The sequence below is a fragment of the Pseudomonas moorei genome, from assembly GCF_008801475.1.
GTDB classification, from domain to species: domain Bacteria; phylum Pseudomonadota; class Gammaproteobacteria; order Pseudomonadales; family Pseudomonadaceae; genus Aquipseudomonas; species Aquipseudomonas moorei.
In genome coordinates this window covers 1-15,635 of record NZ_VZPP01000010.1, presented here as the reverse complement: position 1 = coordinate 15,635, position 15,635 = coordinate 1, and the positions used below count along the sequence as shown (strand labels likewise).

Below are 15,635 nucleotides of genomic sequence, written 5' to 3'. Positions count from 1 at the left end.
GCTTGCTCGCGATGGCGGTCCGTCAGGCTTTTCCCGGTGTGTTGAGGTTCATCGACCGCTCTGCCAACGCCGACGCAGTGGCTTCATCCACCGCCAGCGAAAAGCGGAACGTTGCGCCGCGCCCTGGCACATCGATCAACTGAATATCGCGGCCATGCAACTGCAGGATGCGATGCACGATTCGCAGTCCCAACCCGCCATCACGCCGTGCCCCACCGATATTGAACGGCCGCAAGAACAGGCCTTCACGCAGTTCGGGGGCGATGCCGGGGCCGGTGTCGCTGACGGTCACTTCAATAAATGCCCCCTGTGGCCGCAAGCCGAGTTCGATCTCGCCTCCCGGCGGGGTATGGCGTAACGCATTGTCGAACAGGTTGGTCAGCACCCGCTCGATCAACCCCAGATCAGCGCAGGCCGCCGAAACGTTAGAGGCAAACGTGGCCTTCAGTTCGACCTGGCGCGCCTCGGCCGTCAGTTCGAATTTCTGGAAGATGTCCTGGGCCAGGTCGGTCAGGGAGAAGCGCTCCAGCACCGGTTGCACGAAGCCATGTTCCAGCCGCACCAGCTCCAGCAACGATTGCGCCAGGCCACCGACCTTGCGGCTCTGGTCCAGCGCGATGCCCAGGTAACGACGACGGTCGGCGGGGGGCAGGGTGGCGTCCTTGAGCGACAGGGTTTCCAGGTAGCCATGCAGCGACGCGAGCGGTGTGCGCAGGTCGTGGGAAATGTTCGCCACCAGTTCACGGCGCTCCTGATCCTGGCGGGTCAAGGTGCGCCATTGCTCACCCAGACGCGCCTGCATCTGCCGGAACGTGGCGTCGAGTATGGCGATTTCGTCATGGCTGGCGGCTTTCTCCGTCGGGGCCGCTGTGGGCGGCGTGACCGGAACGCCGTCGATGTCGAACTGGCTGACGGTTTCAGTCAGGCGGCGCAATGGCCGGGTGATCAGGGCGAACGCCGTGAGACCGGCAATCAGGCACAGCAACGCCACCAAGCCGATGGACAGCAGCGCCGTATTCAGCGCCGCACTGGTCGCACCGCGTTCGGCGAGGCGATCGTGGTCTTCGCCGAGCAACACCACATAGAGATAACCGGCCGGTTTGCCATCGACCTTGAGCGGCGCGGCGCTGAACACCTTGCGACCGTCGACACTGCGTGGGTCGTCGCCGGGAATCGGCAAGGGGTCGCCCCGGAGCAGGCGCTGGATCGGCGCCAGGTCGACCCGCTCGCGGCGTATCCGACCCTCTGGCGCGGCGCTGCCGACAATCTTGCCCTCGGTGTCGAGCAGGTACACCTCGACACTCGGGTTGACCAGCATCAACTGGCTGAACAGATCGCGCACGGCACCGGGCATCAAGCCCTTGGTGTCCATCAGCACCGTGTCGCTGGCGATGTGTTGCGCCAGGTCCCGGGACAAGCCTTGCACCACTTCCTGCTCGTGCATCTGGTTGGAGCGCACCTGCATCCACGCCGACGTGCCGCAGCACACCAGCAGCAACACGGCGAACACTAGCGACAGGCGTTGTGTCAGGGTCAACCTCATGGCTGCTCCTCCCCGGTCGCGAATTTGTAGCCGCGCCCCCACACCGTCAGGATGCGTACCGGTTGCGCCGGGTCGGTCTCGATCTTGGCGCGCAGGCGGTTGATGTGGGTGTTGACCGTGTGTTCGTAGCCTTCGTGGCTATAGCCCCATACGGCATTGAGCAGGTCCATGCGCGAAAACACCTTGCCGGGCTGGCGGGCGAAGAAATACAGCAAGTCGAATTCTCGCGGGGTGAGGTCCAGGCGCCGACCGTCGAGGGACACTTCGCGGGTGATCGGGTCGATGGCCAGGCCGTCGAGGATCAGGCTGCCGGCATCCATTTTCAGGTTGCGCGCCATGGCGTCGACCCGGCGCAGCAGCGCTTTGACCCGGGCCACCAGTTCAAGCATGGAAAACGGCTTGGCCAGGTAATCGTCGGCCCCCAGTTCCAGACCGAGAATCCGGTGCACTTCGCTGGAACGGGCGCTGGTGATGATGATCGGCGTGTAGCGCGCCATGGCACGGGCGCGGCGGCAGATTTCCAGGCCGTCGACACCGGGCAGCATCAGGTCGAGGATCAGCGCATCCCAACTGCCTTGCTGCAGCAGGCGCATGCCTTCGTTGCCATCGGCGCAGTGCACCACCTCGAGCTGCTCATCGCGCAGGTGCAGGCAGATAAGGTCGGCGATATGCAAATCGTCCTCGACCACGAGGACACGTTTGGTCTGTTCCATCCAGCTCAATCCTTCGGCGCAATGAATGCATTGTGCGAAATGCTGCTCGTTGTGGGAGCGAGCCTGCTCGCGAGGGTGTGTCAGGCGACACCAGCGTACCTGACACACCCTCGCGAGCAGACTCGCTCCCACCATTGAAATACACGGGCATTGTGCGGCTTTTCCGCGGCCGGAGTTATCACGAATTGTTTAACTCCCCGTGAGGATTTGGCGATCACCCCAAGCCTAGGCTGAGTTCAATGAAAACGGCCCAGGATTTTTGGAGGCGGCGATGGATTCAAGACGATTTTCGCGGCGGCAATTTCTCGCAGTGAGCGGCGGACTGGGGGTGGCAGCCCTGGCCATCGGCCTGTTACCCAAATTTTCCGCGAGTACTGCGCTGATCAGCCAGGCGGACGCGGCGGAGGTGTTCGAAGTGACCCACAGCGACAGTGAATGGCACGCGATCCTGAGCGACGAACAGTACGAAATCCTCCGTGAAGAGGGCACCGAACGGGCCTACAGCAGCCCGCTCAACAATGAGCACCGCGACGGTACGTTTGCCTGTGCCGGTTGCGACCTGCCGCTGTTCTCCTCGGCGACCAAGTTCGACAGCCATACCGGTTGGCCGAGTTTCTGGATGCCGCTGGACAAGGCCGTGGCCACCCGTCAGGACCACTCCTTTGGCGTGCTGCGCGAAGAGGTGCACTGCCGGCGTTGCGGCGGGCATCTGGGTCATGTCTTTGATGACGGTCCCAAACCCACCGGGCTGCGCTACTGCATGAACGGCCTGGCGATGAAGTTCCAACCCAAGACAGCCTGATTCCCACCCCTCATTTTTTTGCAGGTAATCGCCATGTGGCTACTGCTCCTTGCTTACCTCGGTGGTGTGCTGACCATTGTCAGCCCGTGCATTCTGCCGGTCCTGCCGTTCGTTTTTGCCCGCACCGGACAGCCGTTCATCAAAAGCGGTTTGCCGCTGCTGGCCGGGATGGCGCTGACCTTCGCGCTCGTGGCCACCCTGGCGGCGGTCGGCGGGGGTTGGGTGGTGCAACTCAATCAGTACGGGCGCTGGTTGGCGCTGGTGTTCGTGGCGCTGTTCGGCCTGACGCTGTTGTTGCCCCAACTGGCTGAGCGCCTGACCCGCCCGCTGGTGGCGGCCGGCAGTCGCCTGTCGGAAGTGGCCGGCGCCGATGCACGGCCGCGTCCCGGCGCTTCGTTCCTGATCGGCGTTGCCACAGGCCTGCTGTGGGCGCCTTGCGCCGGGCCGATTCTCGGGTTGTTGCTGACCGGGGCGGCGCTGCAAGGTGCGAGTATCCAGACCACCTTGTTGCTGTTGGCCTATGCCGCCGGTGCCGCGACTTCCCTGGCCGTGGCGTTGCTGCTGGGCGGTAAGGTCTTCGCTGCGATGAAGCGTTCGATCGGTGCCGGGGAGTGGCTGCGTCGCGGCCTCGGCGCGGCGATGCTGGTTGGGGTGGCGGCGATTGCCCTGGGGCTCGATACCGGGATTCTGGCGCGGTTCTCCACGGCCTCGACCGGCGGAATCGAGCAGGCGCTGGTCGGACGCCTGGCCGGCAAGTCACCCCGTGACAGTGCGGCGATGACGGCGCAAAACCCGGTGTCTGAAGAAGGTGCGCTGCCAGTGGCTGACAAAGCCCCGGGCAGCTTGCCGGTCGAAGGCAACCTGCCACCGCTGAGCGGCGCGGTGCAGTGGCTCAACTCGCCACCGCTCGATGCCCAGGCCTTGAAGGGCAAAGTGGTGCTGGTGGATTTCTGGACCTACTCCTGCATCAACTGCCTGCGTACGCTGCCCTATGTCAAAGCCTGGGCCGAGAAGTATCGCGACCAGGGCCTGGTGGTGATTGGCGTGCATGCCCCGGAGTTCGCCTTCGAACGCGACGTTAAAAATGTCACCCAGGCCATGAAGGACCTGGGAATCAACTACCCGGTGGCCATCGATAACGAGTTCAAGATCTGGCGCGCCTTCAACAACGAATACTGGCCGGCGCACTATTTCGCCGACGCCCAGGGGCGTATCCGCTATCACCACTTTGGCGAAGGCGAGTACGCCGAATCGGAGCGGGTCATCCAGCAATTGCTGCGTGAAGCAGGCGCGACCAAGGTATCGGACGGGCTGATCAACGCCAAGGCCGATGGCGTACAGATGGCCCCGGACAACAACGAAGTGCAGTCGCCGGAAACCTACGTCGGCTATCAGCGTGCCGAGCATTTCGTGCCGGAGACCTCGCTGGTGCCGGACAAAGTGGCGACCTACAGCCCGCCGAAGCAGTTGGCCCTCAACGACTGGAGCCTGGGTGGCCAATGGCATGTCGGATCGGAACGGGCCACCGCTAGCGCCCCGGAAAGCCGCATCGTCTATCGCTTCCACGCCCGTGATTTGCACCTGGTGCTCGGCCCCGGCGCGGATGGCAAACCGGTGCGCTTCAAAGTGCTGATCGATGGCAAGGCTCCGGGCGATGCCCACGGCATGGACGTGGCGCCCGATGGCAGTGGCCGCGTAACGGAACAGCGTTTGTATCAACTGGTGCGTCAGAACGGCGGGGTGAGTGACCGCACGTTCAGCATCGAGTTTCTGGATCCGGGCGCATCGGCCTACGCCTTTACTTTCGGCTGATCGACCTCAATTCTTCAGGAGTCAACGTCATGAAAAACCTGTTCACCTGGCGCCGAACCTTATTGGGACTGGCGGCCGCTGGCATCATCAGTCAATGCTCGGCGTTCTCTTTCGGCAGCGCTGAAGAGGCTGTCCTCCTGCCACCTCCGGCCCTGGATGAAAACACGCAGGCCCACAGCGAAACCGCCGTGTTTGCCGGTGGTTGCTTCTGGGGCGTTCAAGGGGTGTTCCAGCATGTCAAAGGCGTGAAAAACGCCGTGTCGGGGTACGCCGGTGGCGCGGCCAACACGGCCCGGTACGAGCGCGTCAGCGGTGGCAACACCGGGCATGCGGAGTCGGTCGAAGTGACCTTCGACCCGAGTCAGGTCAGCTATGGCACCTTGCTGCAAATCTACTTCTCGGTGGCGCACAACCCGACCGAACTCAACCGTCAGGGGCCAGACACCGGCACCCAGTATCGCTCGGCCATTTTCACTAAAAGCAGCGATCAGCAACGGGTGGCCCAGGCCTACATCAGCCAGCTCGACGCCGCTCATGCGTTCGATAAACCGATTGTGACCAAGCTGGAAAGCTACAACGGTTTTTACCCGGCGGAAGAAGAGCATCAGGACTTTCTGACCGAGCACCCGACCTATCCCTACATCGTGATCAACGACTTGCCGAAAGTGGCTCAACTCAAGCAGTTGTACCCGGATCGCTATCAGGAAAAACCGGTGCTGGTGAAGGCGGGGATGTGAGGGCCGGGGGCGGCTGTTACACGGAGATCATGTCCTTGCCGGCGATTTTCGAGCGATACAGCGCCTGATCGGCCCGCGCCTTCAGGCCGGTCTGCTGCTCTTCGTCAAAGCGCTGAACCACACCGAAACTCATGGTGATGTGAAAATCGCCGACAGGCTGTAACCCGGCGAGGCGATCACGGATGTTTTCGGCCAGGCGTCGCGCTTCGGCCAGCGGCGTATCGGGAAGGATGATGATGAATTCGTCGCCGCCCCAGCGCGCCAGCAGATGATTGTCGGCGACGCAGTGCTTCACGTTGTCGACCACCTGCACCAGGGCGGCGTCGCCCAGGGCATGGCCATAGTGATCGTTGATGTTCTTGAAATCATCGATGTCCATGGCGATCAGCGACAGCGGCTGGCGAAAACGCTGGGCGCGCTCGCAGGCCTCGGGCAGGGCTTTTTCCAGGCGATAACGATTGGCGATCGAGGTCAGGACGTCGGTTTCCGCCAGTTTGCGGTTCTCTTCGAGTTGAAGCTGCAGTTGCTGATTGACCCGCGACAACTCACGGGTGCGCTCCTCAACCATGGCTTCGAGGGAGTGGTTGCGCCGTTCGAGGGCTTCGAGCAGGCGCTTCTTGTCTTCGATGCTGCGGTGCGCGCCGACCATCCGCGCCACGGAGCCGTCGGCGTTGCGCGCCAGTATGTAGCCGCGATCTTCGATCCAGGTGTAGCTGCCATCCTGCATGCGGCAGCGATACTCGCACTGATAGCCAGGCACGCGTTGCGTCACGTAGGCATCGAACTGCGCCATGACCCGTGGGTAATCATCGGGGTGGATCAGGCTTTCCCAGGTCAACACGCTGTTGTCCAGGGAATGGGGTGCATAGCCGAGCATGGCGTACCAGCCCGGGTTGCGGTAAACGAAACCGGTGTTGGCGTTCCACTCCCAGATGCCGTCGCTGACCAGTTCCAGGATGGTGGGCAGCAGGTCGTCGTTCAAATCCGATGCGCTGAACTTCAATGGTTCGATGTTGGATGCCTCACCCATCGCTGCTCTCCCTGGCGCCCTGATATCAATATGAACGGCCCGTCGCGCAGATTAGTGCAAGGCACCTCGGCCGGGCTAGTGTTTGCCCCACATCTGCACGGCGAAGTCGACGAAACGACGCAGTTTCGGCAGGCGATGTCGATCCTGGGCATAAACCAGGTGCATCGGCCGGCTCGGCAGTTGATAGCTCGGCATCAGGGCGACCAGTTTGCCGTCGCGCAGGTCCTGCTCCACCAGTGCATCGGGCACCATCACAATGCCCATGCCGGTGCGCGCCGCCTGATGCAACCCCGCCGAACTGTTGATCAGCATCGGACCGCTGACCGCCACCTCGACGTCGCCTTCCGGACCGTGCAGGCGCCATTGCCTGGCCACTGATTGCCAGTCATCACCGGCCGGGTAGGCGAACGCCAGGCAGTCGTGGTGTTGCAGGTCTTCGGGTTTTTCCGGGGTGCCGCGACGTGCCAGGTATTCCCTGGAGGCGCACATGGTCAGGGTGTAGTCGATCAGCGGGCGGGCGATCAGGTTCGACGGCTCGAGTGCGCCCAGGCGGAAGGCCACGTCAAAGCCATTGTCGAGCAAGTCCGGGCGTCGATTGGTGAGCACCACGTCCAGTTTCACCCGCGGGTTTAGCAAGCTGAACTCGCTCAAGGCCGGCGCCAGGCGCTCAGTGCCGAAGGTCAAGGGTGCGGTGATGCGCAGGGTGCCGCTCGGTTCATCGAGGGTCTGCTCTGCCAGACGCTCGGAATCGGCCACCAGCCCCAGCACTTCGAGGCAGCGCTGATAGTACGCCGTGCCGAATTCCGTCAGGCGCTGGCGCCGGGTCGTACGGTTAAGCAGGCGCACCCCCAGGCGCTGCTCCAGGGCCTTGAGATGATTGCCGACCATGGTGGTGGACATCTCACATTGCTGGGCGGCAGCGGTCATGCTGCCGGCTTCCACCACCTTCACGTAAACGCTCATTGCCTGGAACAGATCCATTATCAAGTCTGGCTTTAAAATGATTGAAGTTTTGCCGGGTTTATCCAGCTCTGGTGGCTAACCATACTGCAAAAACACCAACCATAGAGGGAGCTTGATGCCATGACCGCCGCCTGCCTGATGAGCACTTACCAACCCCTGGCCTTGAGTTTCATCAAAGGCCTTGGCACACGCCTGTGGGATCAGGCCGGTCGTGAGTACCTGGACGCGGTCGCTGGCGTGGCGGTGACCAACGTCGGCCACTCTCACCCGAAAATCGTCTCGGCCATCAGTGAACAGGCCGGTTTGCTGCTGCACACCTCGAACCTGTACAGCATCGATTGGCAGCAGCAACTGGCGCAGAAATTGACGCACCTGGCCGGCATGGAGCGGGCGTTTTTCAACAACTCCGGTGCCGAGGCCAACGAGACGGCGCTGAAAATCGCCCGGCTGCATGGCTGGCACAAAGGCATCGAGCAACCGTTGGTGGTGGTCATGGAGAACGCCTTTCATGGCCGGACCCTTGGCACCCTGTCTGCCAGCGACGGCCCGGCCGTGCGCCTGGGCTTCAACAAGTTGCCGGGGGATTTCGTCAAGGTGCCGTTCGGCGATTTCAAGGCACTGGATCAGGTGCAACAGGCCCATGGCTCACGCATCGTCGCCATCCTGATGGAGCCGATCCAGGGCGAAAGCGGCGTGCAACTGGCGCCACCGGGCTATCTCAAAGCCGTGCGCGAACTGTGCCAGCGGCGCGGGTGGTTGATGATGCTCGATGAAATCCAGACCGGCATCGGCCGCACCGGCCAGTGGTTTGCGTTCCAGCACGAAGGCATCGTGCCGGACGTCATGACCCTGGCCAAAGGCCTGGGCAACGGCATCCCGATCGGCGCTTGCCTGGCCCGTGGCAAAGCCGCCGAGCTCTTTACCCCCGGCAGCCACGGCAGCACCTTCGGTGGCAATCCGTTGGCGTGTCGGGTCGCGTGCACCGTGCTGGACATCATCGAAGAACAGCAACTGCGGGAAAACGCGCGGATACAGGGCGAACGCCTGCTTGAAAGATTGCGCGTGGAACTGGCGGACCACCCGAACGTATTGGCGATACGCGGCCAGGGCTTGATGATCGGCATCGAACTCAAGCAACCGATCCGCGACCTGTCCCTGATCGCCGCACGGGATCACGGCCTGCTGATCAACGTGACCCGCGGCCAGATCATCCGCCTGCTGCCGCCGCTGACGATTGATGAGCGGGAGGTGGAGATGATTGTCAGGGGGGTTGCTTTGTCGATAAAAGCTGCCTGAACCGGGCTATCGTGCAGGAGCCGCTAGTGGCGACTCCTACACAGGCGGAGTCTGTGAGGCGAAGTGGGTGATTTGCGCCCGATTCGCCAGCTGAATGCGCGAGCCAGTGAAATCCTCGAACAACCGCTGATGCGCAGCAAACCCACTGGACCCCTCACGCTGGCGATAGCTGCCGGCCCAGTCCAGCAAGGCGATCAGCAACGGGTCATTTTCGTCGCGCCCGGCCTCGCGCTGGCGAATGTTGGCCACGCAGCCCTCATCTTCAACACTCAACCAGACCAACGCGGTGGCGCGGGGCAGGAGTTCGCTGGCGATCCAGCCATAAACGCCTTCGATGACCCAGCGTTCTTCACTGGCCGCCACCCGTGCCATGGCCAACGCTTCGTTGCGGGGACGGGCGATGCTGTGTTCGTCAGAAATCCAGTGAAGGCGATCAAGGTCGGTGCATGGCGCGTGCAACTGCTGCGCCAGCCGTTCAGCCAGCCAGCTCTTGCCGGAACCTGAGTTGCCGATGATCAGGGTTCGAGTGAGGTCCAATGGGCATCGCCTCCATGAGTGACACGATCCATTGTAGGAGCGAGCCTGCTCGCGATGGTCGTCAACGATAACGCGTGTGGCCTGGTTAAACGCGGCGCACCCGGGTTCATCGCCAGCAGGCTGGCTCTACAGGTTTGCGGTCATGATCACGAACGGCTGTCATCCCTTCAGTCCTCATTGGCAGGTGGCACCATGCGCGTCTTCGGCGCACCACTGGCGTTGTGCTGATAGATATCCTGCGGCTGACCCTGGTCATTGAAAAACACCTGGCCGATCCCCGCCGAATTCCATAACCGTTCACCGGCCTCGGCATGCTCGGGGACGTGCGGCACGATGCGCAGGCGTCGACGTTTGGTCAGCCAGTTGAGCGGCGAGCGCGGCGAGTACAGCCAGCGGTTGAGGCGATCGAACCACTCGAGCAGGGCGCGGGGGAATTCGTTCTTGATGCCGCTGCTGGTGATCTGCCAGATATGCGGCCCGGCCTTGCGGTGTCGGATCAGCACTTCGTAGACGAAGGAATAATGCACATCCCCCGACAGCACCACGTAATTAGCCGGCGTACGTGAGTGTCGGAAAATGTTCAGGATCACCTGCGCCGCACCGCGATGGGCCATCCAGTTTTCCGCGTCCACCAGCAGTGGATAACCGCACCCACTGAACACCCGCTGCACGGTCTCGATCAGTTTCACGCCGAAGATCGGCGCAGGCGAAACGATGATCGCGCACGGGTGGTCGAGCAGTGCCTGTTGCAGTTCGCTCAAGGCTTCCCAGTCGAGCAGGCCCGAGGGTTGCTTGAGGTTCATTTCGCTGCGCCAGCGCCGGGTGCGGGTGTCGATCACCACCATGGCCGGCTGGGTAGGCAGCACGTAGTGCCAGTTCTGAAACTTCAGCAATTGGTCGATCAAGTCATCTTGCACAGGGCTGTCGAGGTAACGGTCTTGCCCGGTCGCACTCAACAGCCGCGCTTTTTCCACGACGCCGCTGAAGGCATCCGGGTTGTTGCCCCAGCCCTGGCACAGCATGTAGGCCAGCAGGGCGTTGCCGATGATGCGCCTGGAAAACGGATGGCCGTAGGCCGTTTCCTCCCATTGCGCGGAAAGGTTCCAGTCATCGGTAATATCGTGGTCATCGAAAATCATCAGCGTCGGCAAGTGCGCCAGCGCCCGGGCGACTTGGCCGAGCCCGGCCTTGAAACCATCGATGCGGGTTTGTTCCAGCGCATAACGTTGAGCCCTGTCCGGCGTCAGGGCCGGCGGCTGCGGGGCGATCAAGGTCCAGGGCGTCGGCGACCAGACCAGCACATACATGGCCATGACTTCGGCGAAGGTCACCAGATGGTTGTCGGCATTGCTGCTGGTGAAAATCGGCTTGCGCGCCCCGCCGAAAAATCGCTCGCGCAGGGTCTCGTTGCTCTCAAGCGCCGGTAACAAATCCGCACGGTGGTAGTAGCTGGCGGGATGCTCGTAGAGTTTGGCGCTGTCGCTGACCACGGCGCCTTCCAGGTGCTCGCCGAACAACCCCAGTCGCTCGATCAAGGCATGAATGGCCCGCAGCATCGGCCCGGCGACATCGTCGGCGTACACCTGATCGCCGCTCATCATCAACAGCGCCGGGCGCTCCCGGGCTTCATGAGGTTGCGCCAGCAAGGCATCGACACACAGCAAACCGTCGGCCGACGGGTGATGGGGCTTGCGGCAGGAGCCGTGCAGCAACTGATCGATGCGTGAGCGCAGAACGAAATTCGGACGCCGGGCATCGCCATACAACAGATGGGGCGCCCAGTCGGCGATGCCTGTTTGTGCGTCGTCGATCAGCAGGTCGTACTCGATCAACGTGTCCCAGGGCAGGGCGGTCTCCAGCGGCACGTCGATCAAATGCACGAAGGCCTGCGTGCCCACCTGGATGACCGTGCATTGCCCGGCATCCAGGCGAATATCGGCGATGCCCTGCACGCGCAGCGTCAACGCCAGCGTCCGCGAGCCCACCAGCCACATCACCAGCCGCGTCGGTTCCAGACGCCGTAACAACGGGCCGACCAGGACCGGGGGCATTGAATGATGATCAGCAGGCAAAGGCAGGGTGGCAGACATCCGGGTTCAAGGCTCTAGGGTGCGCAGGCGGGCGATGATAGCGCAGGTCTTCGTGGCGACCTGTTAAGGCTTGTGAGCAGCCCTCGCGGGTGACGATGCATGAAATTCACTGGACTTGGGATAAACAGTGGGTCATTTGAGTCAAAAGCACCAACCACAGTGAACCTGCCACGCAATTTGCCAGCCTTCGAGAAGACCCTGACCACACGAGTAGACCTATGAAAAGGATCATCCTGCCAGCACTGGCCATGTTGATCGGGGTGCAAACCCCTGCACATGCCATCAACGACAAGTACCGCCAGCAACTTGAGCAATCCGGCTGCACCCAGATGAGCGAGCTGGAAGGCTGCGATATCCACAAGTCCCAGGCGGAAAATGCCAAGGCCGGGTTCAGTAATCCACAAGCGCCAGCCGCGACGGACAGTGCAACCACACCGACCCCGTATGCCGGGCAATGGGTGGCCAAAAGCGATTCGGGGGCGACCGTTGCCACCATTCGCATCGATGCCAAGGAGCAGGTCTGGGTTAATGGCAAGCGGGTCAACGCCAAGCGCACCGATGGCACGCTGCAATTTCGTCAGGGCAAGATCACCTTCACGATTCAGGGTGATCGTCGGTTGACGGGGGAGGATTACTGGACCGACAGCGATGCCGGGACCAAAGGGCCCATTGAAATCGAATGAGGGCAGGGAGCGTCAGCCCGGCTATAAGCCCCTTAGGGTTCGACCTTCAAAATCCTCTGCGTGTGCCAAGCTGATGGGGTGCTGACAACCCAGGAAACCTGTGCCATGAGCCTCTCTCACGCAGCCCACGTGCGTCATGAGTTTTACAAAACCGTCTGGTTCTACTTCCGGGTGGTCTGGCCGATCTTCTCCATCCTGATCTTCGTGATCGTGCTGTTCGGCCTGATCATCGGCTACCTGGAAGGCTGGAAACCGTTCGACGGCATCTACTTCGCCTTCGTGACCGGCCTGACCATCGGCTACGGCGACCTGGCGCCCAAACTGGCGGTGTCGCGGGTGTTGGCGATCATGCTGGGTTTCAACGGCGTGCTGATGACCGCGATCTTTGCCGCGATCAGTATTCGGGCGATTGAAGTGACCGTAAAGGCGATGGAGCACGGGGAGTAGGGCGTCGAAGCTGAAGCCAAACCATCGAAAGCCCCGAATAAAATCGGGGCTGATCCCTACCCCCGCCAACACACAAAAACCTGTGGGAGCTGGCTTGCCAGCGATGAGGCCATCCAATTCAACAGAGAAGTTGACTGACAGACCGCCATCGCCAGCAAGCTTGCCCCCACAACGCTCAACCACTACCCCCCAGACTTGGCCCCCGCCCGCTTCGGCATGGACACCGACGTCCGATCCCGCGTCAGAACCTTCACCGCATCATCCACCACCGCCTTGCTCATCGCCGTCAAATAATGCGCCGCCCAGGCCTGATAGTCCGTGTCCTTGGCATACGCCGCGTCCTGGGTCAGCGCCTTGGCCAGAAACAAAAAATCGGAAGCCATGGCCAATGCATCACCGAGGGGAACGTCGCGCGTGACATGGAACAGCGCTTGGTCCGCGCAGTAGAGGGCGGGGGTCAGGCCGATGGTTTTGAGTTCGGGTTGGTGGGTCATTGGCCACCTCCGATGAGGGAGAGGTGGTGGGGGAGGGTGTTGCGGGATTGGGGGTTGCGTAGAGGGGAAAGCCGAATTTCAAACGGATTTATATTGTTCATGGTCAACATCCTTGATTTGAGGAGTTGCCACGAGCCTTCTCACGGGCTTGGGTGACAGCCGTGCGTGGGGTGAGAAACCGGCAATCAAGGCAACCGGTAGACCCGAAGGTCTCCCACGCACAGCCGCCATAAAGCCATATCGCAGACGAAAAAAAACGCCACGATAGGTTTTGGGGCGCTTTGCGCCTTGATTATTTCGGGCTCTCACACCCGGTCGCTGAATTGGCAGCGACGGTGGGGAGGGTATCGTGCAGATCCTTTTCCTGCAACCTCGACGACAATGAGCTTTCCGTCGAATGTAGCTGGGTCGAAAACATATTCAACTGTGGGCTATCAAGCACTAATCAACTTTGCGTGAGTAAGTGATCTCGGTTGAGTCGCTGATAGACTGAGTTTACCGCAGCCACTTGGGCTGCCCATTAGCCTGGTCGTTAAGATGAATATCAAAGAGTTTTGCCACGCTCATGAATTCGATTTGAGCAAATGTGCAGTAAATTTAGGTGGTGGCAGCTTTACGTTGGAGGAGCTAAAAACTTCGCCTGCTGAGTTCCTCAGCTTGGCAGAAGACGATTTTGAACGAGGTGGTCTGTCTGCGCTTATCAACGCAACGACTAATGCAAAGAGGGCAATTGTCTGTCAGCTTGATCAGTTGCTGATTTCTTTTGGTTATCAGTCGTTCGAATTGAATGTACCGAAAAAAATAGAGCGATTGCGTGCGCTAGGCTTATTGGCGCCAAGCCTTTTGCGCAAAGTAGTTAAGATGCGGAATGTTCTTGAACACGAATACAACACTCCTGACCTGCATTCTGTAGAAGAGTCGCTGGATATCGCGGGTCTCTTCGTGATGTCAGCTTCCGCTATGTTCATTCCGTTCGATGACGTATTGGAGTTCTCACTGCCGGAGTCAAATGTTAGGGATCACTCGGTTACGCACATAACTGTCGGATTGTGCCGAGAGCCTCGTGGTGTTTTTTACACTGTCTATGCATATGAACCTGACGATTCTTACGGTCGATGCGTTGGACAGTGTGAGATTCCATCGGGGCATATTCTGTTCGAGGCGATGGTAAAGCTTTCCGCGTCTCTGATGCTTCGATACAAGGTTGACCAAGCTTTAGATAACTTTGAGAAGGCATACACACAGCTTTGAAGCGGAATTCATCCTCTTCATCTGGCCCCTTTTACTTATAAAACATCTTTCAAGTAATTCTTGATAGCGAAAAGTGGTGCACCCAATTGGTCCATCGATTGCGCACCACTGAAATCAGCCGCTAATTTATTCAATTCACGCCCCAAAGGTTTATCCACTCCGCCTAAGGCCTCCAGCGCCAACCCAACACACTCACCCACCTTCACCTGAATCGCCTCAACATCCCCCCGCCGCACCAGCAACTCAAACACATCCCGCTGGTAATCACCCATGACCAGGTCGTCACGCAAAATCGGGCTTGAATCTTCCGATTCGTAAGCCAGCTTGAGGGAGAAGAGGGCGACGGTTTCCAGGTGTTGTTCCATGGGGGGAATCCTTGAGAGGGGTCGTACCGACCGAGGATGCGAGAAATTTAAGAGCTTCGCTGGCAAGCCAGCTCCAGGTGGGTGGGGGGGCGAGGGCTTTTCTGCAGGCGAAAAAAAAGGCCTTGCTAAGCAAGACCTTTCTTAATTTTGGTGCCCGAGGGAGACTCGAAACTAACATTAATGACTTGATTAGTATAGATTAAATTGGATGTACATCTTTTTGTGTACATGAATTTATACTTGGCGTGTATTTTGACGCGAGCAGGCGGGCGGGGGGAAGTTTATGATTCCCCGCCTTTTGAGTTTCCGACGAGATGCATGTTGTGTGGGTCATTGTGGGAACAAAGCAATCAGATTCGGCGGAGTCTGGCCTGCTGCTATAGGCAACTGAGGACCCAAACCGGTCAGTCGTGACAGCCAGAAAACGGCCAAAAAGCGGTCAGTCTGCGTCCTCGAAATAAGGGGCGATTCAGTGACGACGTGGTCTGGGTTCTCTGCTGCCCTGATGCTTTGTACGGACCTTGGATGTTTTTATAGTGGCAACCGAGGCTCTTTGGTAAGGAAAAAGAATTTCTAGGCGGGGGTTGACGGCCTATTTTAATGCTGTAGTATTCGCCTCCCGCTAACGAGCAGCTTGAAGCTGATTTTGGCCTAAGTAGTTGATTTTATTAATAAAATCAGAGCTTTTAAGGGTGATGCATAAGGGGTGGTGCATGTAAGTGCGCGCCTCGGTTGAGACGAAAGATCTTAACCAACCGCTCTTTAACAACTGAATCAAGCAATTCGTGTGGGTGCTTGTGGAGTCAGACTGCTAGTCAACAGATTATCAGCATCACAAGTTACTCCGCGAGAAATCAAAGATGTAACCAACG

15 protein-coding genes are annotated in these 15,635 nt (G+C 60.1%); 7 read left to right on the top strand and 8 right to left on the bottom strand.

Going from position 1 to position 15,635, the window contains the following annotated elements:
- Positions 1–22: 22 nt before the first annotated feature.
- Both F7R06_RS19630 and F7R06_RS19625 read right to left on the bottom strand, forming a co-directional pair.
- Positions 23–1,543 carry a sensor histidine kinase gene (locus F7R06_RS19630; protein ID WP_090316417.1) on the bottom strand — a complete coding sequence of 507 codons (1,521 nt, stop codon included), beginning with the start codon at positions 1,541–1,543 and terminating at the stop codon, positions 23–25.
- Complete coding sequence (locus F7R06_RS19625; protein ID WP_090316420.1) at positions 1,540–2,256, bottom strand: response regulator transcription factor; 717 nt, start codon at positions 2,254–2,256, stop codon at positions 1,540–1,542. Before F7R06_RS19625 ends, F7R06_RS19630 begins: the two co-directional genes overlap by 4 nt.
- Positions 2,257–2,527: 271 nt before the next feature.
- Here F7R06_RS19625 and msrB point away from each other — a divergent pair, with 271 nt between their 5' ends.
- Genes msrB through msrA form a run of 3 tightly spaced genes read left to right on the top strand, consistent with a single transcriptional unit; the run spans position 2,528 to position 5,607 of the window.
- Complete coding sequence (gene msrB, locus F7R06_RS19620) at positions 2,528–3,058, top strand: peptide-methionine (R)-S-oxide reductase MsrB (RefSeq protein ID WP_090316423.1); 531 nt, start codon at positions 2,528–2,530, stop codon at positions 3,056–3,058.
- 33 nt (positions 3,059–3,091) lie between these two features.
- Positions 3,092–4,870 (top strand): cytochrome c biogenesis protein DipZ, encoded by a 1,779-nt coding sequence (locus F7R06_RS19615; RefSeq protein WP_090316425.1) that lies wholly within the window; start codon positions 3,092–3,094, stop codon positions 4,868–4,870.
- Positions 4,871–4,899: 29 nt separating this feature from the next.
- Positions 4,900–5,607 (top strand): peptide-methionine (S)-S-oxide reductase MsrA, encoded by a 708-nt coding sequence (gene msrA / locus F7R06_RS19610; protein WP_090316428.1) that lies wholly within the window; start codon positions 4,900–4,902, stop codon positions 5,605–5,607.
- Between the two features lie 16 nt (positions 5,608–5,623).
- Here msrA and F7R06_RS19605 read toward each other — a convergent pair whose 3' ends face one another.
- Positions 5,624–6,637, bottom strand: coding sequence for a sensor domain-containing diguanylate cyclase (locus F7R06_RS19605; protein WP_090316432.1), 1,014 nt, complete (start codon positions 6,635–6,637; stop codon positions 5,624–5,626).
- 75 nt (positions 6,638–6,712) lie between these two features.
- Positions 6,713–7,618: a LysR family transcriptional regulator gene (locus F7R06_RS19600; protein ID WP_090316436.1), complete on the bottom strand. Its 906-nt coding sequence runs from the start codon at positions 7,616–7,618 to the stop codon at positions 6,713–6,715.
- Between the two features lie 102 nt (positions 7,619–7,720).
- On the opposite strand from F7R06_RS19600, the gene F7R06_RS19595 reads away from it, so the two are divergent.
- Positions 7,721–8,896 carry an aspartate aminotransferase family protein gene (locus F7R06_RS19595; protein ID WP_090316439.1) on the top strand — a complete coding sequence of 392 codons (1,176 nt, stop codon included), beginning with the start codon at positions 7,721–7,723 and terminating at the stop codon, positions 8,894–8,896.
- Between the two features lie 36 nt (positions 8,897–8,932).
- Here F7R06_RS19595 and F7R06_RS19590 read toward each other — a convergent pair whose 3' ends face one another.
- Positions 8,933–9,433: a P-loop NTPase family protein gene (locus tag F7R06_RS19590; RefSeq protein ID WP_090316442.1), complete on the bottom strand. Its 501-nt coding sequence runs from the start codon at positions 9,431–9,433 to the stop codon at positions 8,933–8,935.
- Positions 9,434–9,600: 167 nt separating this feature from the next.
- Positions 9,601–11,523 carry an alkaline phosphatase D family protein gene (locus tag F7R06_RS19580; protein WP_090316445.1) on the bottom strand — a complete coding sequence of 641 codons (1,923 nt, stop codon included), beginning with the start codon at positions 11,521–11,523 and terminating at the stop codon, positions 9,601–9,603.
- 218 nt (positions 11,524–11,741) lie between these two features.
- Between F7R06_RS19580 and F7R06_RS19575 the strand changes: the two genes are divergently transcribed.
- The gene (locus F7R06_RS19575; protein WP_090316448.1) at positions 11,742–12,206 is read left to right on the top strand and encodes a hypothetical protein; all 465 of its coding nucleotides are present in this window, start codon (positions 11,742–11,744) and stop codon (positions 12,204–12,206) included.
- Between the two features lie 105 nt (positions 12,207–12,311).
- On the top strand, positions 12,312–12,653 hold the full coding sequence (locus tag F7R06_RS19570; RefSeq protein ID WP_090316451.1) for a potassium channel family protein: 342 nt from the start codon (positions 12,312–12,314) through the stop codon (positions 12,651–12,653).
- Between the two features lie 182 nt (positions 12,654–12,835).
- Here the strand turns inward: F7R06_RS19570 and F7R06_RS19565 are convergent, their stop codons facing one another.
- Positions 12,836–13,147 (bottom strand): DUF3077 domain-containing protein, encoded by a 312-nt coding sequence (locus F7R06_RS19565; protein ID WP_090316454.1) that lies wholly within the window; start codon positions 13,145–13,147, stop codon positions 12,836–12,838.
- Between the two features lie 537 nt (positions 13,148–13,684).
- Here F7R06_RS19565 and F7R06_RS19560 point away from each other — a divergent pair.
- Positions 13,685–14,398 (top strand): hypothetical protein, encoded by a 714-nt coding sequence (locus F7R06_RS19560; RefSeq protein WP_090316457.1) that lies wholly within the window; start codon positions 13,685–13,687, stop codon positions 14,396–14,398.
- Positions 14,399–14,433: 35 nt separating this feature from the next.
- Here F7R06_RS19560 and F7R06_RS19555 read toward each other — a convergent pair whose 3' ends face one another.
- On the bottom strand, positions 14,434–14,763 hold the full coding sequence (locus F7R06_RS19555; protein WP_090316461.1) for a hypothetical protein: 330 nt from the start codon (positions 14,761–14,763) through the stop codon (positions 14,434–14,436).
- Positions 14,764–15,635: the final 872 nt, after the last annotated feature.

What these genes read in the sequence shown, in the direction of transcription:
- F7R06_RS19560 (WP_090316457.1), top strand. Translation starts at nt 13,685, where the DNA reads ATGAATATCAAAGAGTTTTGCCACGCTCATGAATTCGATTTGAGCAAA.
- F7R06_RS19580 (WP_090316445.1), bottom strand. Translation starts at nt 11,523, where the DNA reads ATGTCTGCCACCCTGCCTTTGCCTGCTGATCATCATTCAATGCCCCCG.
- F7R06_RS19575 (WP_090316448.1), top strand. Translation starts at nt 11,742, where the DNA reads ATGAAAAGGATCATCCTGCCAGCACTGGCCATGTTGATCGGGGTGCAA.
- F7R06_RS19630 (WP_090316417.1), bottom strand. Translation starts at nt 1,543, where the DNA reads ATGAGGTTGACCCTGACACAACGCCTGTCGCTAGTGTTCGCCGTGTTG.
- F7R06_RS19615 (WP_090316425.1), top strand. Translation starts at nt 3,092, where the DNA reads ATGTGGCTACTGCTCCTTGCTTACCTCGGTGGTGTGCTGACCATTGTC.
- F7R06_RS19570 (WP_090316451.1), top strand. Translation starts at nt 12,312, where the DNA reads ATGAGCCTCTCTCACGCAGCCCACGTGCGTCATGAGTTTTACAAAACC.
- F7R06_RS19600 (WP_090316436.1), bottom strand. Translation starts at nt 7,618, where the DNA reads ATGGATCTGTTCCAGGCAATGAGCGTTTACGTGAAGGTGGTGGAAGCC.
- msrA (WP_090316428.1), top strand. Translation starts at nt 4,900, where the DNA reads ATGAAAAACCTGTTCACCTGGCGCCGAACCTTATTGGGACTGGCGGCC.
- msrB (WP_090316423.1), top strand. Translation starts at nt 2,528, where the DNA reads ATGGATTCAAGACGATTTTCGCGGCGGCAATTTCTCGCAGTGAGCGGC.
- F7R06_RS19625 (WP_090316420.1), bottom strand. Translation starts at nt 2,256, where the DNA reads ATGGAACAGACCAAACGTGTCCTCGTGGTCGAGGACGATTTGCATATC.
- F7R06_RS19595 (WP_090316439.1), top strand. Translation starts at nt 7,721, where the DNA reads ATGACCGCCGCCTGCCTGATGAGCACTTACCAACCCCTGGCCTTGAGT.
- F7R06_RS19555 (WP_090316461.1), bottom strand. Translation starts at nt 14,763, where the DNA reads ATGGAACAACACCTGGAAACCGTCGCCCTCTTCTCCCTCAAGCTGGCT.
- F7R06_RS19605 (WP_090316432.1), bottom strand. Translation starts at nt 6,637, where the DNA reads ATGGGTGAGGCATCCAACATCGAACCATTGAAGTTCAGCGCATCGGAT.
- F7R06_RS19565 (WP_090316454.1), bottom strand. Translation starts at nt 13,147, where the DNA reads ATGACCCACCAACCCGAACTCAAAACCATCGGCCTGACCCCCGCCCTC.